Genomic DNA, 22,519 nt, shown 5'->3' with positions numbered 1-22,519 from the left:
TTCGCCGACCGTGAAAGGGGTCGTTGACCAACACTCAAGCATCGTCAGTGTATCCGAAACTCTCACCAGGTGAGGCGCCTGAGACCACATCCTGGATTCGGCGGGAGGGTTCAGCAGGCCGGGTTCAGCAGGCCGGACCCGTCAGACCAGGTTCGTCAGACCCGGAGGCGTCTGACTGTCAGACCGGGAGGCGTCCGTCTGTCAGGCCGGGTTCGTCAGACCGGGAGGCGTCCGTCTGTCAGAGGTTCGGTTCGGCGGCGAGGATCTCGGCCAGAGCGTCGAAGGCTGCGCGGCGGTGTGAACGGGAGTTCTTCTCCTCGGGGCTCATCTGTGCGGCGCTGAGCGTCGACCCGTCGGGAACGAAGATCGGGTCGTAGCCGAATCCGTTCTCACCCGCCGGGGCCGTCGCCAAGCGTCCGGGCATGATGCCTTCGGTGGTGAATTCGCGTCCGTCGGCGGTCACTGCGGCTGCCGCGCACCGGAACTGCGCGCTCCGGTGTTCGGCGGAGATGTCGCTCAGCTGCGCGAGCAGGAGTTCGAGGTTGGCCTGGTCGTCGCCGTGGGTCCCGGACCAGCGGGCGGAGAAGATGCCCGGTGCCCCGCCGAGCACGTCGACGCTGATGCCCGAGTCATCAGCGATCGCAGTGTGTCCGGTGGCTGCTGCGGCGGCACGTGCCTTGATGAGGGCGTTCTCGGTGAACGTCACTCCGGTCTCGGCGACATCGGCCAGTCCCGCCTCGCCGGCGGTCAGCACCTGGGTGCGTGCGCCGAGGGCGGGTCCGAGGATCGCCAACAGCTCCCGCTTCTTGCCCTCATTGTGGGTGGCGAGGACGAAGGTCGTCATCCCTTCAGCACCTCGGACTGGATGCGTGTGAGTTCGGTGCAGCCGTGGGCCGCCAGGTCGAGGAGCTTGCCCAGCTCGTCCCGGTCGAACGGTGCACCTTCGGCGGTGCCTTGGACCTCGACGAACTTGCCCGAACCGGTCATCACCACGTTCATATCGGTTTCGGCGCGCGAGTCTTCGACGTAGGGCAGATCGAGCAGGGGCTGTCCGTCGATGATGCCGACGCTGATGGCGGAGATGGAGTCGACGATCGGATTGTGAGCGGCCGGGATGAGACCGGTCGACCGTCCCTTGTCGATGGCCTTGGCCAGCGCCACATAGGCACCGGTGATGGAAGCGGTGCGAGTGCCGCCGTCGGCTTGGAGGACGTCGCAGTCGAGGACGAGGGTGTTCTCTCCGAGCTTCTCCATGTCGATGACCGCGCGCAGGCTGCGGCCGATGAGGCGCGAGATCTCGTGAGTGCGTCCGCCCTGCTTGCCCTTGACGGATTCGCGGGTGCTGCGGGAGTCCGTGGCGCGCGGCAGCATCGCGTATTCGGCGGTGACCCAACCGCGGCCCTGGCCCTTGAGCCAGCGGGGCACGCCTTCGGTCAGGGAGGCGGCGCAGAGGACGCGGGTGTTGCCGAACTCGATCAGTGCCGAACCTTCGGCGGTGTTGATCCAGTCGGGGGTGATCCTGACTTCACGGAGTTCGTCTGCCTGACGGCCGTCTGCTCGCACGTTCTGCCTCTTTCGTGTCTCGTTGTCTGGGTGGTCTGCTGTGTTCTCGGTCGTCCGGGCGGAGCTCACACTGTCCAGGTGGCTCCGGGTTTCGCCAGTTCGATGGGACCGCGGTATTCACCGGCTGCCTCACCGCGGACGATGGAGCAGTCTGTCCAGATCGGAATGTGGGTGAGCACGAGCGAAGCCGCCTCCGCGTTCTGCGCCACCCGTCCGGCACGTCTGCCTGTGAGGTGGATCCCGCGGGCGGTGTCGCGGTCTTCCTGGAACGCGGCTTCGCAGAGGAAGAGGTCGGCGTCCTTGGCCGCGGCGACGAGGTTGTCGCATTCGTCGCTGTCACCGGAGTAGGTGATGACGCTGCCCTTGGCATCGGTGATGCGCAGTGCATACGCCTCGACAGGGTGGTCGACGAGGAAGGACTCGACTGTCAGCGATCCGATCTGGTGCCGGGAGCCGTGGTCGATGTCGGTGAAGTCGAAGGCATTGTCGAAGTTCGAATCGTCGCCGCCGTTGGCGACCGGCGACTTGCCCGGATCGGTGTAGTACGCCCGCATCAGCCGCTCCTTCGCGCCGGCGGGGGCGAAGACCGGGGTGCGGGTGCGAATGGTGCCCGTGTCGGAGATGTCGCCGTTGAAGAACTTCGGGTCGAAGCAGTGTTTGACGTAGAGCCCGGTCATGTCCATGCAGTGGTCCGGATGCAGATGGCTGAGGACGATGCCGGAGAGCCGGTCGGTGTCCACTGTCTGCTGCAGGGGGCTGAGCGCTCCGGAACCGAGGTCGAGGATGATGCGGGTGGGAGAGTCCTCATCCGTTTCGATGAGGTAGCAGCTGGCGAGGGCACCGCGTCCGGGGAAGGAGCCTGCGGTGCCGATGGCGGTGAGTTTCATGTCTCGTCATCCCCTTGCATCCGGGTGAGCAAGGTCGTTGTCAGTCGGTCCTGAATCCAGGTCAGGAAGTCGTACAGGGTCAGGGTGAGGTCCTCGGATTCGGAGAGCTGTTCACGGCGTGCGTACTTCTCCTCCTGCGCTTCCTCGGTGTCGATGCCGAGCCGGACGGCGAGCACGAGCCGAAGATCGTTCAGACCCTTCATCCACGCCAGGGACTCATCATGAGTCAGAGTGATGTCGTTGCCCTTGCTCAGTCCCAGCAGAACCATGCGCACATTGTGTGCTTTGGCCTGTTTGAGATCGAATTCCGTGAGCCGGCGGAACTCCGCCGATCTCTCCTCGTCGTCCGGGTCGGCGTCCGGCAGCAGCCGCAGCAGGGCCGGATCCTCGGGACGGGGACGGTCGACCATGCCGAGGCGGGCCTCCCAGTTCTCCGAATCCGGTCGGTCCTCTCCCCCGGTGTCGTCGTCTTCGGACAGCAGGGCGGCGAGGTCGGTGAAGACCGTGAGCATGAGGGAGCGTTCGTTGTCTTCGAGTCGGAGGACGACGTCGTCCCCACGGGCGTCGATGGCGGCCATAGGTCAGTTGGGTCCTGAATCGGGTTGGCACGCGGCCCACAGACCGTATTCGTGCATCGCTTGGGTGTCTCTCTCCATGGCTTCGCGTCCACCTGTGGCGACCACGGAGCGACCGTTCTGATGGACTTCGAGCATGAGGGCGTCGGCTTTGTCCTCGGAGTATCCGAAGTACGTCTGGAACACGAAGCTGACATAGCTCATGAGATTGACCGGGTCATTGAAGACCACGGTCCTCCAGGGCTTGGCCAGGTCTTCGGCCGGTCGCACGTCGACGTCCGGCTCGAGCACTGGTGTCGTTGGATTGCTCACGTTTCCAGCTTACGGCAGAACACTGACGCTGTCGTGACGTAAGATCGCGCCTATGAGTGATCTCACACGGACCGATTCGACGGCGTTCTTCACGGATCAGTACGAATTGACGATGGTGCAGGCAGCCTTGGAATCCGGCGCCGCCCACCGCAAGAGCATCTTCGAGGTGTTCGGTCGCACCCTTCCCGCAGGTCGCCGCTACGGGGTCGTGGCCGGCACTGGTCGGATCCTCGAAATGATCCGCGACTTCCGCTTCGATGATGCGGAGCTGTCGTTCCTCAGCCGCGAGAACATCGTCGATGCACGGACGATCGACTGGTTGGCGAACTACCGTTTCACCGGAAATATCCGCGGCTATGCCGAAGGGGAGATCTACTTCCCGGGTTCGCCGCTGCTCACGATCGAATCGACCTTCGCGGAGGGTGTCATTCTGGAAACGCTCATTCTCTCCGCGATGAACTACGACTGTGCGGTCGCCTCGGCGGCGTCGCGGATGGCGCAGGCGGCCGGGGACCGGCCGTGCGCGGAGATGGGCGGACGCCGCACGAACGAGCACGCTGCTGTCGCGGCGGCGCGAGCCGCGGTGATCGGCGGATTCGCGTCGACGTCGAACCTGGCAGCCGGACTCAAGTACGGTCTGCGCACGATCGGCACCTCGGCCCACTCCTTCACCTTGCTCCACGATTCCGAGCGTGAGGCCTTCGCCGCGCAGCTGAAGTCGCTGGGCACCGATACGACCCTGCTGCTCGACACCTACGACGTCGAGGATGCTCTGGCGACCGCCGTCGAGCTGGCCGGCACCGAGCTCGGCGGGGTCCGGATCGACTCCGGTGACCTCATCGAACAGGCTCGGGAGGTCCGGGACGGCCTGGACCGCCTCGGCGCTCATGATACGACGATCACTGTGACCAGCGATCTCGACGAGTATGCGATCGCTGCGCTGGCCGCGTCCCCGGTCGATTCCTACGGTGTCGGCACTCGCGTCGTCACCGGTTCCGGTGCTCCGGCGGCGGGGCTGGTGTACAAGCTCGTCGCCCGCGCCGATGAGGCCGGCGAATGGACCTCGGTGGCGAAGCATTCCTCGGGCAAACCCTCGCGGGGCGGGCACAAGGAGGCGCTGCGGCTCATCGACGGCGCGATCGCTGTCGAGGAGGCCGTCGGCATCCCTTCGCTGCCCGATGATCTCGGTGAGGGCCGTCGTCTCAGCGTCGACCTCGTGCGCGGCGGTGAAGTGGATGATGCCTATATCGGTGCTGCGGGTGTGAAGAAGGCCTGTGCCCGTCATGATGAGTCCTTGGCGGAGCTGCCGCGCTCGGCTCGCCGGCTGCAGGACGGCGAGCCTGCGATTCCCACGGTCTTCTACTCGGCATAATCACGCGTCGCAGTCACACAGCGCAGTCACTCGGTATAACCACACTGCTCAGTCACTCGCCGAGATCACTTCTTGCCGATGAACCAGCCCTGCAGCTTCTTGATCCGCGCCTGGATCTGCTCACGGGTGGCCTGAGCCACCGCCGGTCCCCCGCAGGCCTTGCGCAGGGCGACGTGGACGTTCTGATGCGGCTCACCGGTCCGACGTGACCAGGCTCCGACGAGGCTCTGAAGCTGATTGCGCTCTTCCTTCATCGCCCGGTGCTCGAGCTCATCGGTGGCCGGTTCGGCGGCCGGTGCCGCCGCGGTCTTGCGTTTGGCCTGGCGGGCCTGCTGGGTGCTCAGCAGCTCACGGACCTGGTCGGGTTCGAGCAGTCCGGGAATGCCGATGAAATCGAGTTCGTCTTCGGAGCCGATGGCGCCGCCGGTGCCGAATTCGCCTCCGTCATAGAGGACCCGGTCGAACAGGGCTTCGGCGCCGAGGGCTTCGAAGGATCCGAGCTGGTCCGACGAGGCGCCTTCGTTCCGGTTCGCCTGTTCCATGGCCTCATCGTCGAAGACGACGACATCGTTCTCGTCGTCGTTCTTCGGTCGGTCCAGGGCGTGGTCGCGTTCGGCCTCCATCGAGTTCGCCAGGGCCAGCAGCACCGGCACCGAAGGCAGGAACACCGAGGCGGTCTCACCGCGTTTGCGGGCACGGACGAAGCGTCCGATGGCCTGGGCGAAGAACAGCGGGGTCGAGGACGAGGTCGCGTAGACGCCGACGCACAGGCGCGGGACGTCGACGCCTTCGGAGACCATGCGCACGGCGACCATCCACCGGTCGGTGGAGTTCTGGAACTGCTCGATGCGCTCGGAGGCTCCGGCTTCGTCGGAGAGGACCACTGTCGGCTTCTCACCGGTGATCTCGTGGAGGCGTTTGGCGTAGGCGCGTGCGGCGTCCTGGTCGGTGGCGATGACGAGCCCGCCGGCGTCGGGGACGGTGCGACGGACTTCCGTCAGGCGGATGTCGGCGGCCTTGAGCACCGCGGGGATCCAGTCGCCCTTCGGGTCGAGGGCTGTGCGCCAGGCCTGGGAGTTGATGTCCTTCGTCGTCTCCTCACCGAGGACGTGCGACATCTCGTCGCCGGCCTTGGTCCGCCAGGTCATCGCACCTGCGTAGGCGAGGAACAGCACGGGACGGACGACCGAATCCTTCAGGGCGCGTCCGTAGCCGTAGGAGTAGTCCGCCACCGAGGTGCGGATGCCGTTCTCGTCGGGAGCATAGGTGACGAACGGGATCGGCGAGGTGTCCGATCGGAACGGTGTTCCGGTCAGAGAGAGTCGGCGAACGGCCGGTCCGAACGCTTCGCGTACGGCATCACCCCAGGACAGGGCGTCACCGCCGTGGTGGACCTCATCGAGGATGACGAGGGTGCGTCCGGCTGCGGTCCGGTTGTGGTGGAGGACGGGCTTCGCGGCCACCTGTGCGTAGGTCAGCGCCACACCGTGGTATCCGGGTGCATGTTTGCCCTGCGAATTCTTGAAGTGAGGGTCGAGCTTGATTCCCACGCGGGCGGCGGAGTCGGCCCACTGCACCTTGAGGTGTTCGGTGGGCGCGACGACCGTGACACGGTTGACGACACGTTGGGCCAGCAATTCCGCGGCCAGACGCAGAGCGAAGGTGGTCTTACCTGCTCCGGGGGTCGCGACGGCGAGGAAGTCCTTGGGCTGGTTCTGAAAGTAGAGCTCGAGAGCCTCCGCCTGCCAGGCACGCAACTTTCCGGCTGTTCCCCATGCTGCACGCTCGGGAAAAGCCGGTGGAAGTTGTTCAGCCGCGGAGGTCCCTGGCGCTCCAGGGAGTCGTTCCGCGGACATCTACTCCTGAGGTCCTTCGGACATCGTTTCGTAGATCTCTTTGCATTTGGGGCAGATCGGGAACCGCTCGGGATCGCGCGTGGGCACCCACACCTTTCCGCACAAGGCGATCAGCGGAGTCCCGGTCACCATGGACTCCATGATCTTGTCCTTGGGCGCGTAGTGGCTGAAGCGCTCGTGATCTCCGGGCTCGGCAAGCTGCTCGGACTGCTCGCGCTCGATCGTTGCTGAACCGCCTGAAGCTGGAATGGTCATGGCTCCATTGTAGTTCCCTAGAATGAGAGTCATGGAACTGGCCAACGACGATTCCCTCACAGAACGCTATCGGGAGCTCAGCGATGACATCGCCGCCGCTGTCGCCATCGTGTCCGCCACCCGCGGAAGCGCGCTGCATGCCATCACCGTCGATTCGTTTCTCGACGTGTCCTACGATCCGCCGACAATGGCGGTGAGCATCTACTCCGGGTCGCGGATGATGGAGACCCTGGAGGTGAGTTCACACTTCGCGATCTCGCTGCTGAACTCTGAGCAGCGCGATATCTCCGAGCGCCTCGGCGCTTCGGGCCAGCCGTTGTACGGATCGCTCAAAGGCGTGGACACGTTCCCCGGTCCGCAGGCGGGTCAGCCTGTGCTCACCGAGGCGATCGCCTGGTTCGAACTCGAACTCACCGAGGTGCTCGAGGTCGCCACACACAACCTCGTCGTCGGTGAGGTCGTGGCTCTGGGTGCGGGAAGGAATGCCGGAACGAATCGCCCGCTGCTGCGGTGGCGCAAAGGCTATGGCACGATCGGGCAGCGCTGACTCGCGCCGTTTCTGTGCAGTGAAGAGGCCCCGCCAGGGTCGACACGATTCCGTGGGAATCGTGTCGACCCTGGCGGGGCCTTGTCGTCAGCGGGAGTGATCGTCCCTCAGCCTGGGGCCGTTGCCCTCACACTCATGGGTGACGTTCACCGGCTCGCGACTCTGGCACAGTCATCGAACGCTCAGACGACACCTTGGGCGAGCATGGCTTCGGAGACGCGGATGAAACCGGCGATGTTCGCACCGGCGACATAGTCTCCCGGCTGTCCGAACTCGTCGGCTGCGGCTGCACAGCTGTCATGGACATCGCCCATGATCTCGGCGAGCCGCGCCTCGGTGAAGTCGAAGTCCCAGGAGTCGCGGCTGGCATTCTGCTGCATTTCGAGGGCGCTGGTCGCAACACCTCCGGCGTTGGCGGCCTTGCCGGGGGCGAAGAGCACACCGGCGTCGGAGAAGATCTTCACGGCTTCGGGGGTGCAGGGCATGTTCGCCCCTTCGGCGAGGGCGATGAGGCCGTTCTTGACCAGAGTGGCGGCCGAGTCTGCGTCGAGTTCGTTCTGGGTCGCGCAGGGAAGTGCCACGTCGACCTCCACGTCCCAGACGTTGCCGCCCTCGTGGTAGGTCGCCCGTCCGCCGCGCGCGTCGACGTATTCGGAGATGCGGCCGCGCTCTTCGAACTTGATGCGTTTGACGAGTTCGGTGTCGATGCCGTCCGGGTCATGGATGAATCCTGCGGAGTCGGACATCGTAATGACGGTTCCACCGAAGGCGGCGACCTTCTCAGCCGCAAACACAGCGACGTTGCCCGATCCGGAGATCGAGACGGTCCGACCGTCGATGTTCTTCTTGGCTGCGGCGAGCATGTCCTTGAGGAAGTAGACGACGCCGAAGCCGGTGGCTTCCGTGCGGACCATCGATCCGCCGTAGGACAGGCCCTTGCCGGTGAGCACACCTGCTTCGTAGGAGTTCGTCATTCGCTTGTACTGCCCGAACAGGTAGCCGATCTCTCGGCCGCCGACCCCGATGTCTCCGGCGGGAACGTCTCGGTATTCACCGATGTGCCGCGAAAGCTCTGTCATCAGAGACTGGCAGAAGCGCATGACCTCTCGGTCGCTGCGTCCCTTGGGGTCGAAGTCTGCTCCGCCCTTGCCGCCGCCGATGGGCAGGCCGGTGATCGCGTTCTTGAAGATCTGCTCGAAGCCGAGGAATTTGACGATGCCGAGATTCACGGAGGGATGGAATCGCAGGCCGCCCTTGTAGGGTCCGAGAGCCGAGTTGAACTGCACGCGGAATGCACGGTTGATCTGGACCACGCCGTCATCGTCGATCCAGGGGACCCGGAAGATGATCTGGCGTTCGGGTTCGCAGAGACGCTCGAGAGCGGAGAGCTCCAGGTACTCGGGATGCTTGTCCACGACGGGGCCCAGGGAATAGAGGACTTCCTGTACCGCTTGGTGAAACTCCGACTCTCCCGGATTGCGCTGGAGCACCGTGTCGAAGATTGGCTGCAGTGATGGATGTAGGCTCATACGCACAAACATACCGTGACCCGCATAACATGACGCCTGGCGACCAGATTATGGACATGACTGTCTGGCGACTTCATTTGGGATATATGGCTGAAACGGCCCGGTTCGGCGCAGATAAGGGGAAGAAGGAAGAACGCAGGCATGAATATCGAATTGATCTGGCCGCCCTATTCACTGCATCTGCGGTCAGGCGATATGGAGCTGTCTCCGGTACGGGAAGGCGACCTTCCAGAACTTGCGCAGATCGCAAAAGGCGGTGTGCGTCGGGACGGGATCGAAGCGTTCCTCATCGATTGGGACAGCGGCAGTGATGAGGAGGTCGCCCGCAGCCTCGCTCAATATCACTGGGCGACGCGAGCGAATTTCACTGTCGATGAGTGGACGATCGAGTTCACTGTCCGTGTGGGTGGGCGCGTGGTCGGAATTCAGGGAGTGAATGGGAGTCGGTATCCGCTCACCCGGACGGTGTCTACCGGATCGTGGCTGGCGAAGAAGGAGCAGGGCCGAGGCTTCGGCACGAAGATGCGCTCGATGGTCGTGAGCACATTCATCGAACACTTCGGTGCAGGCCGGTTCGAGACTGCTTACATCGCGGGAAATGATGCCAGTAGGCGTGTGTCGGAGAAGCTCGGGTACTCCCCCAACGGGGATCACGTCATCATTGCGCAGCAAGGGCGGCCGAGGACAGAGAACAAGATGGTCCTCAGAGCCGAAGACTTTCGCAGCAGCGTGGGTGAGGTTCAGGTGGCCGGCGCAGAGGCTGTCCGCAGCTTTCTCGGCATCGAAACCTGAGGGCGGGCCTGCACTGTGGGCGGACCTGTACTGTTCAGCCATCCGCCGCAGTCTCCGGGTTGACAGGCTCATCACTTCCCAGGCATAGCCGTCCGGGAATGCACGGAAGGCCATCCCCGAAACCGGGAATGGCCTTCCGTCAAAGAATATTGCGGCAGTCACTTACTCTCCCACAACCACCAAGTTGCAGTACCATCAGCGCGCATGGGCTTAGCTACCGGGATCGGAACGGTTAACCGGGCGTTTCCCCACCACTATCACCACCGCAAAACCACACAGACCACCACCACACACCCCACAAGAGGGGTTATGGGCGGTAATGGTCCAAGAACCGCACAGCGAACGCGAACACCAAACAAAAGGCTACATAACACGCACCCCGTCAGGGGTGAAACAATCTTGTCAACACTCTCTTATATGTGTGACCACAAACAAACTCCACGCACACCACCCCAACCAAATAGTTAGAGTGAGTGAGTGATCGGTGTATTAGTACCAGTCAACTCCACACCTCACAGTGCTTCCATACCCGGCCTATCAACCCCATCATCTATAGGACACCTCTCCCGTGCAAAACACGGATGGAAATCTCATCTCGGAGCAGGCTTCCCGCTTAGATGCTTTCAGCGGTTATCCATCCCGAACGTAGCCAACCAGCCATGCTCCTGGCGGAACAACTGGCACACCAGAGGTTCGTCCGTCCCGGTCCTCTCGTACTAAGGACAGACCTCCACAAATTTCCTACGCACGCAGCGGATAGGGACCGAACTGTCTCACGACGTTCTAAACCCAGCTCGCGTACCGCTTTAATGGGCGAACAGCCCAACCCTTGGGACCGACTCCAGCCCCAGGATGCGACGAGCCGACATCGAGGTGCCAAACCATGCCGTCGATATGGACTCTTGGGCAAGATCAGCCTGTTATCCCCGAGGTACCTTTTATCCGTTGAGCGACCACGCTTCCACAAGCCATGGCCGGGTCACTAGTCCCAGCTTTCGCTCCTGCTCGACACGTCCGTCTCACAGTCAAGCTCCCTTGTGCACTTACACTCGACACCTGATTGCCAACCAGGCTGAGGGAACCTTTGGGCGCCTCCGTTACTCTTTAGGAGGCAACCGCCCCAGTTAAACTACCCATCAGGCACTGTCCCTGAACCCGATCAGGGTCCGAAGTTAAGGAATCCACTATGGTCAGAGTGGTATTTCACCGATCGACTCCACATGATCTAGCGACCACGCTTCAACGTCTCCCACCTATCCTACACAAACCACACCGAACACCAATACCAAACTATAGTGAAGGTCTCGGGGTCTTTCCGTCCTGCTGCGCGTAACGAGCATCTTTACTCGTAATGCAATTTCGCCGAGTTCGTGGTTGAGACAGCAGAGAAGTCGTTACGCCATTCGTGCAGGTCGGAACTTACCCGACAAGGAATTTCGCTACCTTAGGATGGTTATAGTTACCACCGCCGTTTACTGGGGCTTAAATTCTCCGCTTCACCCACAAGTGGGTTAACAGGTCCTCTTAACCTTCCAGCACCGGGCAGGCGTCAGTCCGTATACATCGACTTACATCTTCGCACGGACCTGTGTTTTTAATAAACAGTCGCTTCTCTCTGGCCTCTGCGACCACCACCAGCACATCCCCAAGCAAGTTGGGTTCACCGGGATGGTCCCCCTTCTCCCGAAGTTACGGGGGCATTTTGCCGAGTTCCTTAACCACGATTCTCTCGATCACCTTAGTATTCTCTACTCGACCACCTGTGTCGGTTATAGGGTACGGGCAACACACACCCTCACGTCGATGCTTTTCTCGGCAGCAGAGGATCACCAGATCACCCCACCAATGTGGGGCGCCCATCAGCTCTCACACTATTGTGGGGACGGATTTGCCTACCCCCACGTGCTACAACCTTAGACCGTGACTACCATCGCACGGCCTGGCTACCTTTCTGCGTCACACCTCACGCTTACCGACTCCACACTCAGGTCCCCCACTCAGTCCCAACCACAGACCCGAAGGTCTGACGGGGACATCACAGGGTTAGTATCGTGTGTTTTGGTACTGTCGGTTGTGTGTCGGTACCAGAATATCAACTGGTTGTCCATCGACTACGCCTGTCGGCCTCGCCTTAGGTCCCGACTTACCCAGGGCGGATTAGCCTAGCCCTGGAACCCTTGGTCATCCGGTGGACGGGTTTCTCACCCGTCTTTCGCTACTCATGCCTGCATTCTCACTCGAATCGCCTCCACCACTAGTTCACACTGCAGCTTCACCGGCAACTCGACGCTCCCCTACCCAACACCACACCATTACGGCTATTCGTGGTGCTGCCACAACTTCGGCGGTGTACTTAGCCCCGCTACATTATCGGCGCTCAATCACTTGACCAGTGAGCTATTACGCACTCTTTCAAGGGTGGCTGCTTCTAAGCCAACCTCCTGGTTGTCTTCGCAACTGAACATCCTTTCCCACTGAGCACACGCTTAGGGGCCTTAGTTGATGGTCTGGGCTGTTTCCCTCTCGACAATGAAGCTTATCCCCCACTGTCTCACTGCCACGCTGAACCTTGACTGGCATTCGGAGTTTAGTTGACGTCAGTAACCCGGTGGGGCCCATCAGCCATCCAGTAGCTCTACCTCCAGCAAGAACCACGCAACGCTGCACCTAAATGCATTTCGGGGAGAACCAGCTATCACAGAGTTTGATTGGCCTTTCACCCCTAACCACAGGTCATCCCCTCCATTTTCAACTGAAGTGGGTGCGGGCCTCCACGCGCTCTTACACACGCTTCACCCTGCCCATGGCTAGATCACTCCGCTTCGGGTCTAGGACACGCGACTCATACGCCCTATTCGGACTCGCTTTCGCTACGGCTACCCCACACGGGTTAACCTCGCCACGCACCGCTAACTCGCAGGCTCATTCTTCAAAAGGCACGCCATCACAGTCATCTAGATACTGCTCTGACGGATTGTAAGCACATGGTTTCAGGTACTCTTTCACTCCCCTCCCGGGGTACTTTTCACCATTCCCTCACGGTACTATTCCGCTATCGGTCATCAGGAAGTATTTAGCCTTACCAGGTGGTCCTGGCAGATTCACACGAAATTCCACGAGTTCCGTGCTACTCGGGCACACGCACACTGACAGTCGATCGATGTTTCGTCTACGGGACTCTCACCCACTCCGGTCCTGTTTCCCACCAGGTTCGACTACACCCACACACTGACAGACTGGCCATGCTGGACCAGACCATGCGAACCCCACAACACCGTGTACACAACACCAGCACGCTTGACACGCACACGGTTTAGGCTCATCCAGTTTCGCTCGCCACTACTCCCGGAATCATTGTTATTTTCTCTTCCTGCGGGTACTGAGATGTTTCACTTCCCCGCGTTCCCCCCACATGCCCTATATATTCAGACACGGGTCACCACCCTCACGAGTGGCGGGGTTCCCCCATTCGGACACCCTCGGATCAACGCCTGTTTATCGGCTCCCCGAGGCTTATCGCAGATTTCCACGTCCTTCATCGGCTCCTGATGCCAAGGCATCCACCATGCGCTCTTAGACACTCACCACACCCCTACACAAAGGTCGGGTTGATGGGCGTGCGCGAAACAATTGTCTTTCAATCACACAAGATGATGACAAGAAAAATCACATTACATAACACCACAACCCACAAGAGGGTTGCAGCATTGATGCTCGCGTCCACTATACGATTCTCAAACCACTACCAAACACCCACCACCCGCGCCAGCATTCCTGCTGCACGGATCCTGGGGTTGGTCCTGTTGGTTGAAACCACACCCAACACATATGTGTTGGGGTTTGTGATTCCAGGACCCAATAACGTGTTCGTTCTAGCCCACCCGAAAACCACAACCGCACCCGGGGCATTGACCCCAGCCAGGCTGTGTGGGCGAGCGAAGAAAAGTGATGTTCCACCCTTGAGCTCCCAACCGGAAACACGTTCGGCTTCCGCTGTTGGGGTTCTGATGTGTGCTCCTTAGAAAGGAGGTGATCCAGCCGCACCTTCCGGTACGGCTACCTTGTTACGACTTAGTCCCAATCACCAGTCCCACCTTAGACGGCCCCCTCCCCATAAGGGGTTGGGCCACCGGCTTCGGGTGTTACCGACTTTCGTGACTTGACGGGCGGTGTGTACAAGGCCCGGGAACGTATTCACCGCAGCGTTGCTGATCTGCGATTACTAGCGACTCCGACTTCACGTAGTCGAATTGCAGACTACGATCCGAACTGAGACTGGCTTTAAGGGATTCGCTTACCCTCACGGGCTCGCCTCTCTCTGTACCAGCCATTGTAGCATGCGTGAAGCCCAAGACATAAAGGGCATGATGATTTGACGTCATCCCCACCTTCCTCCGAGTTGACCCCGGCAGTCTCCTATGAGTTCCCACCATCACGTGCTGGCAACATAGAACGAGGGTTGCGCTCGTTGCGGGACTTAACCCAACATCTCACGACACGAGCTGACGACAACCATGCACCACCTGTACACCAGCTCCAAAGAGAAGAACTGTTTCCAGAACGGTCCAGTGTATGTCAAGCCTTGGTAAGGTTCTTCGCGTTGCATCGAATTAATCCGCATGCTCCGCCGCTTGTGCGGGCCCCCGTCAATTCCTTTGAGTTTTAGCCTTGCGACCGTACTCCCCAGGCGGGGCACTTAATGCGTTAGCTACGGCGCGGAGAACGTGGAATGTCCCCCACACCTAGTGCCCAACGTTTACGGCATGGACTACCAGGGTATCTAATCCTGTTCGCTCCCCATGCTTTCGCTCCTCAGTGTCAGTTACAGCCCAGAGTCCCGCCTTCGCCACCGGTGTTCCTCCTGATATCTGCGCATTTCACCGCTACACCAGGAATTCCAGACTCCCCTACTGCACTCTAGTCAGCCCGTACCCACTGCCCGCGCAACGTTAAGCGTTGCGTTTCCACAGCAGACGTGACCAACCACCTACGAGCTCTTTACGCCCAATAATTCCGGACAACGCTCGTACCCTACGTATTACCGCGGCTGCTGGCACGTAGTTAGCCGGTACTTCTTCTGCAGGTACCGTCACTTTCGCTTCTTCCCTGCTGAAAGCGGTTTACAACCCGAAGGCCGTCATCCCGCACGCTGCGTCGCTGCATCAGGGTTTCCCCCATTGTGCAATATTCCCCACTGCTGCCTCCCGTAGGAGTCTGGGCCGTGTCTCAGTCCCAGTGTGGCCGGTCGCCCTCTCAGGCCGGCTACCCGTCGTCGCCTTGGTAGGCCATTACCCCACCAACAAGCTGATAGGCCGCGAGCCCATCCCCGATCGAAAAACTTTCCACCAGAACAGATGCCTGTACTGGTCGTATCCGGTATTAGACCCAGTTTCCCAGGCTTATCCCGAAATCAGGGGCAGGTTACTCACGTGTTACTCACCCGTTCGCCACTCATCCACCCACAGCAAGCTGCGGGCTTCAGCGTTCGACTTGCATGTGTTAAGCACGCAGCCAGCGTTCGTCCTGAGCCAGGATCAAACTCTCCATAAAAAAATTATGTTACGAATGAATCCCAGCAAGACAGTCAACCCACTTCACGGGGTGAAGAAGGTTGACCAAATAAATAACAGACCCGAACACACAATTCGGGCAACCAGCCGGCGAGGGCTGCCACCCGAGTGTTCGAACCTGTCGGTTGTCTTACCAGAAAAAATTATCTGGCATCACTTATTGTTCAAACAAACACGCTATTGGATTCTCAAACCACAAACACTCACCCATCACCACAACCCACATTTTGGGCGTGTTCACTGGGGGCGCCAGTTTCAGTTAGTGCACTTTTTGTCTTGCGACTCGCTGTGCCAGCGGATGTCCACTCTACCTGGTTGTTTCGATCCGTGCAACTCGAAGTTCATCTTCGTTTCACCCGAATCACTCCCGGTGAGAGCGACTGTCGCCGTTCCTTGCGGCCTGGCAACCTGGACTACATTACACACATCTTCGAGCGTGTGCAAAACGGCTTCATTCACCCCGTCCTCACCGTGCCCCCGACAGCGGATTCGAGCCTCGATATCGGCGTTCACACGACCGGAAAGAGTCCCGGCAGCCGTGGCCTCAAGCGACAGGCTCGATGAGTTCCGGGGAATCGTTGCGGACATTGCCGACGGCTTTGCCGACCTTGTGCCGGGTCACACTCGCCGGGTCGACCTGGTCGACAGTGGCGCCGAGAAGATTCGGGACGTCGCTGCTGAGCACTCCAGGATCGATCCAGTCATCGATCTGGTCGCGGCCGAGGAAGACCGGCATCCGATGGTGGACGTCACTGAGGTGTCCGGCCGATTCCATGGTGAGGATCGTCGTCGACACCAACCAAGTCTCGTCGGGCTGCTTCCAGAATTCGAAGAGACCCGCCATGAACAGCGGGTCCTTTCCGGCGGCGCTCATCATCCACGGCTGCTTGCCGTCCTCGGTGGTCTCCCACTCGTAGTAACCGGGAATCGGCAGTGCGCAGCGGCGGCGTTTGATCGCCTGTCGGAACATCGGTTTCTCGAGCACCGTCTCCGAACGCGCGTTGAAGGCCTTGAAGCCGATCTTCACATCCTTGGCCCACCCGGGAACCAAACCCCAGGAGGCCGTTTCGAGTCGGCGGTGCAGCTGCCCCTCCTCGTCGAGTCGTTCCACGACGATCGGAACGAATGCGCCCGGAGGTACGTTGTAGCGCGGGGTGTAGTCATAGGAGACCACGTCCAGCCGGAGCTCATCGGCGAGATCAGCCGGATCGAGCGACATATTGAGTCGACCACACATGCGTCCATCCTCTCATTTCACTACACTGTCGACAATGGCGGCAGAAAAGAATACAGGCAGCAGACTCGACCCGATCGACGAGTCCCGTCGGCAATGGCTGGCCCACGGGTGGGACGATGCCGCCGACGGCATGACCACCGTGATCTCGGTGATGAGGATCCACCAGCTGTTTCTGGCTCGCGTCGATGCCGCGCTGCGGCCCTTCGCCCTCACCTTCTCCCGCTACGAGGTCCTCGCCCTCCTGTCCTTCACACGGGCCGGGACTCTGCCGATGTCGAAGATCTCTGCTCGCATGCAAGTGCATGCGACCTCGACGACGAACTCCGTCGACCGCCTCGAGAAGGCCGGCCTCGTTGCCCGGCGCAGCCATCCGGATGATCGTCGCACGACTCTCGTCGACCTCACCGACGCAGGGCGGGACCTCGCCGCTCAGGCGACCACAGCGCTGAACTCCGAGGTCTTCGCCTCACCCGACTTCTCAGGGATCGACCTCGACTCCCTCCTCCCCCACCTCAAGAGCCTGCGTTCCGGACTCGAAAACAGGGGCTGAGCGGCCACCGCACCCACTGCCATTGTCAGATTCTGCGCTGGGCCGCCTCGGCGAAATTAGTTGGACGTCCAAGTAATTTGGACGTATCGTGGTGTCCATCACCATCAAGGTGTCCGATCTTTGGAGGAATCATGTCACGCAGTACAGCCGCTGCACTTCCCTTCGGTCTCACCGACGAACAGCAGACCATCTCCGGGATGGTCCGCGAATTCGCCGACACGGAGATCGCTCCGCACGCCCTCGAATGGGACGCCGAGCATTTCTTCCCCGTCGACGTCATCAAGAAGTCGGCTGAACTCGGGATGGGCGGCATCTACGTCAGCGAGGAAGCCGGCGGAACCGGAATGGGGCGCATAGACGCAGCGCTGATCTTCGAAGCGATGTCGACCGGATGTCCCTCGGTGGCTGCCTACATCTCCATCCACAATATGGTCGCGTGGATGATCGACCAGTTCGGCAATGACGAGCAGAAGGCAAGATACCTCTCTTCGCTCGTCGCCATGGACCACCTGGGCAGCTACTGCCTGACCGAGCCCAATGCCGGCTCCGATGCCGCAGCGCTGCGCACCTCTGCCCGCGAAGACGGTGACGCCTACGTCCTCAACGGCGTCAAACAGTTCATCTCCGGGGCCGGGACTTCCGAGACCTATCTCGTCATGGCCCGCACCGGTCAGGACGGCGCGCGGGGAATCTCCGCGTTCATCCTCGAAAAGGGCATGGAGGGTCTGAGCTTCGGCCCCAATGAGCAGAAGATGGGCTGGCGTGCCCAGCCGACCCGCCAGGTGATCATGGAGAACGTGCGCGTTCCCAAGGAGAACATGCTCGGTGCACCCGGTCAGGGCTTCAAGATCGCGATGTCCGGACTCGACGGCGGACGTCTCAATATCGGTGCGTGCTCGCTCGGCGGCGGTCAGGCCGCTCTGGAGAAGGCGATCGCCTATATGGGTGAGCGTCAGGCCTTCGGCACCGAGCTCTCCGGTTTCCAGGCGCTGCGCTTCGAAGTCGCTCAGATGCAGGCCGATCTGGAGGGCGCCCGCTCCCTCCTGTGGCGTGCCGCGAACGCCTACGATTCCGGGGATGCCAACACCTCGCTCCTGTCCGCGATGGCCAAGCTCAAGGCCACCGACACCGGCTTCGACATCGCCAACCGGGCACTCCAGCTGCACGGCGGCTACGGCTATCTGACAGAGTATGGAATTGAGAAGCTGGTCCGTGACCTGCGCGTCCACCAGATTCTGGAAGGCACCAACGAAATCATGCGCGTGATCATCTCGCGCAAGAGCACAGGAGTGGGCTGATATGACAGAACCTTCGACAGCGGCGGCGGACGAGTCCGTCGTCACCTCGGTCTCCAACGGGGTGGGCCGCATCGACCTCAACCGGCCGAAGCTGATCAATGCGCTCAGCCAGGACATGGTCGCACGCATCGACGAGGCCCTCAACGCATGGCGCGATGACGACGCGGTCTCCCTCGTCCTCGTCACCGGACGCGGCGAACGCGGTCTGTGCGCCGGCGGAGACATCAAGGCCGTGTACAACGACATCGTGGCCGGCAGCGACGAGAACGCGAAGTTCTGGAACCGCGAATACAAGATGAACTTCGCGATCTCCGAATTCCCCAAGCCCTATGTCGTCATCATGAACGGCATCACGATGGGCGGCGGAGTCGGCATCTCCGGTCACGGATCGCACCGCATCGTCACCGATTCGACGAAGGTCGGAATGCCCGAGACCGGGATCGGGCTCTTCCCCGACGTCGGCGGCACGCATCTTCTGGCCAATGGTCCGGGAGAACTCGGCACCCATCTCGCACTCACCGGACAGCCCGTCGGCGCCGGTGCCGCGATCGCCCTGGGACTGGCCGACCACTTCGTTCCCGATACGCAGATCCCCGACCTCATCGCCGATCTGACCTCCGGTGAGGACCTCGACACCGTCATCGGCAAGTACGCGGCCAAGGCCCCGGAGAACGAACTCGCCGAGGCGGCGGACTGGATCGACGAATGCTACGCCGGCGATGACGCCGAGGCCATCGTCGCGGCACTGGCCGCGCATGAGAACCCCGAGGCTCAGGCCACTGCGGAGCTCATCGGCACCAAGGCCCCCACCTCGGTGAAGGTGACCCTGGCCGCGGTCCGCAACGCTGCGACGATGACCTTGGCCGACGTCCTCGAACAGGACTACCGGGTCGCGGTCACGCTCACGGAGCTGCCGGACCTCAAGGAAGGCATCCGCGCCCAGGTCATCGACAAGGACCGCAATCCGAAGTGGAACCCAGCGACTCTGGCCGAGGTCAGCGACGAACAGGTTCAATCCATCCTCACCACCGATCACGCAGAGAAGGTGTTCTCATGACCGACTTCGAAACCATCCTCACCGACGTCTCCGACGGCGTCGCCACGATCACGATCAACCGCCCCAAGGCGCTCAACGCGCTCAACATGCAGGTGCTCACCGACATCACCGAGGCGGCTGCCGCGTTCGATGCCGACGACGCCGTCAAGGCGATCATCATCACCGGCAGCGGTAAGGCCTTCGCCGCCGGTGCCGACATCAAGGAGATGTCGAGCCTCGACTTCGCCACCGCCTTCAAGGCCGACTGGTTCGCCGGTTGGACCCGACTGACCGACGTCCGCAAGCCGGTCATCACCGCGGTGAACGGCTTCGCCCTCGGCGGCGGCTGCGAACTGGCGATGATGGGCGACATCCTCATCGCCTCGACGAAGGCGAAGTTCGGCCAGCCCGAGATCAACCTCGGCGTGCTGCCGGGCATGGGCGGATCGCAGCGTCTGACCCGTGCGATCGGCAAGGCGAAGTCGATGGACATGTGCCTGACCGGTCGGATGATGGACGCCGAGGAGGCCGAACGCTCCGGTCTCGTCGCCCGCGTCGTCGAGCCCGACGAGCTTCTCAACACTGCCAACGAGATCGCGCAGACGATCGCGTCGAAGTCGAGGGTCGCCTCGGCGATGGTCAAGGAAGCGGTGAACACCGCGTTCGAGACGACCCTGGAGCAGGGACTGCGCTATGAGCGTCGCCTCTTCCACTCCTCCCTGGCCACGAACGACCAGTCCGAGGGCATGGCCGCGTTCGTCGAGAAGCGGGACCCGAACTTCACGGACTCCTGAGCGTCGCAGGGGCGCACGGGCTTCACCGGCCGCGCCGCACGAGGGCGCAGACTCCTCCTCGGGGTCTGCGCCTTCGTCGTCTCCGCAGTCTGCGCCCTCGCCGACTGCGTACACGGCCGAGAAACGGCGACTCTTCCCATCGAGGGGAATCGGATGTGTCCCATATCGCATTTAACAATCGTTCGGTTAGAGTGAGAGCATGCATTCAATCTCATCAGGAAGCTCCATGACCTCATTCACTGACCTGCGTTCCCAGCTGCGCCTGCCCGTGGTCGGTTCCCCGATGTTCATCGCTTCGGGACCCGAACTCGTCAAGGCCCAGTGCCAGTCCGGAATCGTCGGTTCCTTCCCCAGCCTCAACGCGCGGCCCGCGTCACAGCTGACCGATTGGCTCGATGAGATCAGCGAATCGAATGCGGCCTTCACCGAGGCGAACCCGGAGACCCCGGCTGCCCCGTTCGCGGTCAACCTCATCGTCCACCGCTCGAACAACCGCATCGAGGCCGACCTCGCCGAGGTGGTCCGCCACCAGGTGCCCATCGTCATCACCTCGCTGGGCGCGCGTGAGGAAGTCAACGAAGCCGTCCACTCCTACGGCGGCATCGTCCTCCACGACGTCATCAACAATCGGTTCGCACGCAAGGCCGTGGAGAAGGGCGCCGACGGCGTCATCGCCGTGGCAGCCGGAGCCGGCGGCCACGCGGGTGCGCTCTCACCCTTCGCGCTGGTCCAGGAGATCCGCTCCTGGTTCGACGGACCGGTCCTGCTCTCGGGCGCGATCGCCCACGGCCGTTCGATCCTGGCCGCCCTGGCCGCCGGAGCGGACTTCGCCTATGTCGGTTCCGCGTTCCTCTCCACGCCCGAGGCCAACGTCGTCGACGACTACCGTCAGATGGTCGTCGACTCCGCCGCCGACGACGTCGTGTATTCGAACTACTTCACCGGTGTCAAGGGCAACTACCTGCGCGGGTCCATCACCGCCTCGGGCCTGGATCCGGACAATCTGCCCGACGCGGACCCCTCGAAGATGGACTTCGGTTCGGACCCGGATTCTGATTCGAAGGCCTGGCGCGACATCTGGGGCTCAGGTCAGGGCATCGGCGCCCTCGGCGTCCAGCAGACGACGGCCGAACTCGTCGCGAGCTTCACAGCCCAGTTCGAAGCCGCGAAGCAGGAGCTCAAGGGCCGACTCGGCTGACCCTCAAAACCACTTCACCTCAATTGCTACGTGACGGCGCCCCAGCAACCTTGCGCCTGGTTGCTGGGGCGCCGTCAGGTAGTGGTGAGGGTCCGGTCAGATGGTGGAGATGATTCCGCGTTCGGTCAGGCGGGAAGCCAGCCCAGCACCGTCGGGAGCGTAGATCCACGGCACTCCTTGGCCGCGACCGTGCCGTTTCGACCGTCCGCCGGCCCACACAGCCTCGCCGACGGTCAGCTGTCGGATGGCCACCGCGGCGACGTTCTGCGGATGGTTCTCCACGAACTCGCCGTAGACCTCTTCATCCTTCTGCCCGTCATCACCGATGAGCAGCCATTTCATCCACGGGAACTCTCGCGACAGACGCTCGAGCGTATTGCGCTTATGCTCCTTGCCCGACCGGAAGACCCGTGTCGTCGTCGGCCCCCAGTCCGTGAGCAGCAGCGGGCCCATCGGATACAGGTTGCGGGAGAGGAAGCGTTTGATCGTCAGCGCCGAATTCCAGGCGCCCGTGGACAGATAGATCATCGGAGTCGCCGGGCGCATGAACGTGATCCGGTCGTAGAGGACCGCCATGCCCGCCACCGGCGAGCGCGCATGCTCGCTGAGCACGAAGGTGTTCCAGGCGGCGAGGAACGGCCTGGGCAACGAGGTGACCATGACCGTGTCGTCGATATCGGAGATGATGCCGAAGGTCGAGTCTTCGCCGATGATCCGCACAGCCGCAGAGTCGACGAGGGATCCATCGGTCCACAGTTCGATCTCCGTCTCCCCCGGCTCGAAGTCGCCGGGGATGACGGTGTCGATGATGCCGCCTCGGTCGGAGGTGACCATATGCTCTTCGTCGTTGACCCGCACCCATGCAGTGTCATTGGGCAGGGGCACGTTGACGAAGGACTTCCAGCCGCGGATGCTGGCATGGACGTCCGCCGCCGGCTGCCCGTTGGGGGTGAGCACGAGGCGTCCGAGCACCCGCACCCATCCGGTGCCGCCGTAGGTGTCGTAGGCGATGACGGTCCGCTGATAGCTGTGATCGGTGGCCCGGTTCTGGATCCACTCGTTGAAACGATCCTCCACCCGCGCAGCGGTATGGAGCATGTCCGGGGTGAGATTGAGCGGGCCCTCCTCGGGCTTCTTCTTCGCCACGA

18 protein-coding genes and 3 rRNA genes are annotated in these 22,519 nt (G+C 61.8%); 8 read left to right on the top strand and 13 right to left on the bottom strand.

Features of this window, described 5'->3' with window-relative positions; all coding sequences use genetic code 11:
• Positions 1-238: 238 nt before the first annotated feature.
• From rdgB to clpS, 5 genes are all read right to left on the bottom strand, one after another.
• On the bottom strand, positions 239-844 hold the full coding sequence (gene rdgB / locus L1F31_RS06305; protein ID WP_265419797.1) for an RdgB/HAM1 family non-canonical purine NTP pyrophosphatase: 606 nt from the start codon (positions 842-844) through the stop codon (positions 239-241).
• Positions 841-1,563 (bottom strand): ribonuclease PH, encoded by a 723-nt coding sequence (rph, locus tag L1F31_RS06300; protein WP_265419796.1) that lies wholly within the window; start codon positions 1,561-1,563, stop codon positions 841-843. Before rph ends, rdgB begins: the two co-directional genes overlap by 4 nt.
• 65 nt (positions 1,564-1,628) lie before the next feature.
• Positions 1,629-2,450 carry an MBL fold metallo-hydrolase gene (locus L1F31_RS06295; protein WP_265419795.1) on the bottom strand — a complete coding sequence of 274 codons (822 nt, stop codon included), beginning with the start codon at positions 2,448-2,450 and terminating at the stop codon, positions 1,629-1,631.
• Entirely contained in the window at positions 2,447-3,028 is a 582-nt protein-coding gene (locus L1F31_RS06290; protein WP_265419794.1) for a DUF2017 family protein, read from the bottom strand. Before L1F31_RS06290 ends, L1F31_RS06295 begins: the two co-directional genes overlap by 4 nt.
• A 3-nt stretch (positions 3,029-3,031) precedes the next feature.
• Positions 3,032-3,337 (bottom strand): ATP-dependent Clp protease adapter ClpS, encoded by a 306-nt coding sequence (gene clpS, locus L1F31_RS06285; protein WP_265419793.1) that lies wholly within the window; start codon positions 3,335-3,337, stop codon positions 3,032-3,034.
• A 52-nt stretch (positions 3,338-3,389) separates the two neighbouring features.
• Here clpS and L1F31_RS06280 point away from each other — a divergent pair, with 52 nt between their 5' ends.
• A complete protein-coding gene (locus tag L1F31_RS06280; protein WP_265419792.1) occupies positions 3,390-4,709 on the top strand; it encodes a nicotinate phosphoribosyltransferase in 1,320 nt (439 codons plus the stop codon).
• A gap of 65 nt (positions 4,710-4,774) precedes the next feature.
• On the opposite strand, the gene L1F31_RS06275 is transcribed toward L1F31_RS06280, so the two are convergent.
• Positions 4,775-6,565 carry a DEAD/DEAH box helicase gene (locus L1F31_RS06275; RefSeq protein ID WP_265419791.1) on the bottom strand — a complete coding sequence of 597 codons (1,791 nt, stop codon included), beginning with the start codon at positions 6,563-6,565 and terminating at the stop codon, positions 4,775-4,777.
• Complete coding sequence (locus L1F31_RS06270) at positions 6,566-6,853, bottom strand: DUF3039 domain-containing protein (protein WP_265420402.1); 288 nt, start codon at positions 6,851-6,853, stop codon at positions 6,566-6,568.
• On the opposite strand from L1F31_RS06270, the gene L1F31_RS06265 reads away from it, so the two are divergent.
• On the top strand, positions 6,852-7,367 hold the full coding sequence (locus tag L1F31_RS06265) for a flavin reductase family protein (protein WP_265419790.1): 516 nt from the start codon (positions 6,852-6,854) through the stop codon (positions 7,365-7,367). The genes L1F31_RS06270 and L1F31_RS06265 overlap by 2 nt on opposite strands.
• A 182-nt stretch (positions 7,368-7,549) precedes the next feature.
• Here the strand turns inward: L1F31_RS06265 and gdhA are convergent, their stop codons facing one another.
• Complete coding sequence (gene gdhA / locus L1F31_RS06260; RefSeq protein WP_265419788.1) at positions 7,550-8,896, bottom strand: NADP-specific glutamate dehydrogenase; 1,347 nt, start codon at positions 8,894-8,896, stop codon at positions 7,550-7,552.
• A gap of 141 nt (positions 8,897-9,037) precedes the next feature.
• On the opposite strand from gdhA, the gene L1F31_RS06255 reads away from it, so the two are divergent.
• Positions 9,038-9,688 carry a GNAT family N-acetyltransferase gene (locus tag L1F31_RS06255; RefSeq protein WP_265419787.1) on the top strand — a complete coding sequence of 217 codons (651 nt, stop codon included), beginning with the start codon at positions 9,038-9,040 and terminating at the stop codon, positions 9,686-9,688.
• 149 nt (positions 9,689-9,837) lie between these two features.
• On the opposite strand, the gene rrf is transcribed toward L1F31_RS06255, so the two are convergent.
• The 4 genes from rrf to L1F31_RS06235 form a co-directional block, all read right to left on the bottom strand.
• Positions 9,838-9,956 (bottom strand): 5S ribosomal RNA (rrf, locus tag L1F31_RS06250).
• A 201-nt stretch (positions 9,957-10,157) separates the two neighbouring features.
• Positions 10,158-13,275, bottom strand: a 23S ribosomal RNA gene (locus L1F31_RS06245).
• 435 nt (positions 13,276-13,710) lie between these two features.
• Positions 13,711-15,238: ribosomal RNA gene (locus L1F31_RS06240) — 16S ribosomal RNA — on the bottom strand.
• The 16S, 23S and 5S rRNA genes sit together here, the layout of an rRNA operon.
• 564 nt (positions 15,239-15,802) lie before the next feature.
• Positions 15,803-16,477: an SOS response-associated peptidase gene (locus L1F31_RS06235; RefSeq protein WP_429860948.1), complete on the bottom strand. Its 675-nt coding sequence runs from the start codon at positions 16,475-16,477 to the stop codon at positions 15,803-15,805.
• A gap of 52 nt (positions 16,478-16,529) precedes the next feature.
• On the opposite strand from L1F31_RS06235, the gene L1F31_RS06230 reads away from it, so the two are divergent.
• The 5 genes from L1F31_RS06230 (at position 16,530) to L1F31_RS06210 (ending at position 21,371) form a co-directional block, all read left to right on the top strand.
• Entirely contained in the window at positions 16,530-17,045 is a 516-nt protein-coding gene (locus L1F31_RS06230; RefSeq protein ID WP_265419785.1) for a MarR family winged helix-turn-helix transcriptional regulator, read from the top strand.
• Positions 17,046-17,176: 131 nt separating this feature from the next.
• Positions 17,177-18,343: an acyl-CoA dehydrogenase family protein gene (locus L1F31_RS06225; protein ID WP_265419784.1), complete on the top strand. Its 1,167-nt coding sequence runs from the start codon at positions 17,177-17,179 to the stop codon at positions 18,341-18,343.
• A 1-nt stretch (position 18,344) separates the two neighbouring features.
• Complete coding sequence (locus L1F31_RS06220; RefSeq protein WP_265419783.1) at positions 18,345-19,400, top strand: enoyl-CoA hydratase/isomerase family protein; 1,056 nt, start codon at positions 18,345-18,347, stop codon at positions 19,398-19,400.
• The gene (locus L1F31_RS06215; protein ID WP_265419782.1) at positions 19,397-20,173 is read left to right on the top strand and encodes an enoyl-CoA hydratase; all 777 of its coding nucleotides are present in this window, start codon (positions 19,397-19,399) and stop codon (positions 20,171-20,173) included. The genes L1F31_RS06220 and L1F31_RS06215 overlap by 4 nt, the downstream gene beginning before the upstream one ends.
• 226 nt (positions 20,174-20,399) lie before the next feature.
• Positions 20,400-21,371 carry an NAD(P)H-dependent flavin oxidoreductase gene (locus tag L1F31_RS06210; RefSeq protein ID WP_265419781.1) on the top strand — a complete coding sequence of 324 codons (972 nt, stop codon included), beginning with the start codon at positions 20,400-20,402 and terminating at the stop codon, positions 21,369-21,371.
• A 96-nt stretch (positions 21,372-21,467) separates the two neighbouring features.
• Here L1F31_RS06210 and L1F31_RS06205 read toward each other — a convergent pair whose 3' ends face one another.
• Positions 21,468-22,517 (bottom strand): App1 family protein phosphatidate phosphatase, encoded by a 1,050-nt coding sequence (locus L1F31_RS06205; RefSeq protein ID WP_265419780.1) that lies wholly within the window; start codon positions 22,515-22,517, stop codon positions 21,468-21,470.
• Positions 22,518-22,519: the final 2 nt, after the last annotated feature.

The sequence above is a fragment of the Brevibacterium spongiae genome (assembly GCF_026168515.1).
Classification (GTDB): Bacteria; Actinomycetota; Actinomycetes; order Actinomycetales; family Brevibacteriaceae; genus Brevibacterium; species Brevibacterium spongiae.
This window is presented reverse-complemented; position numbering and strand designations above follow the sequence as displayed.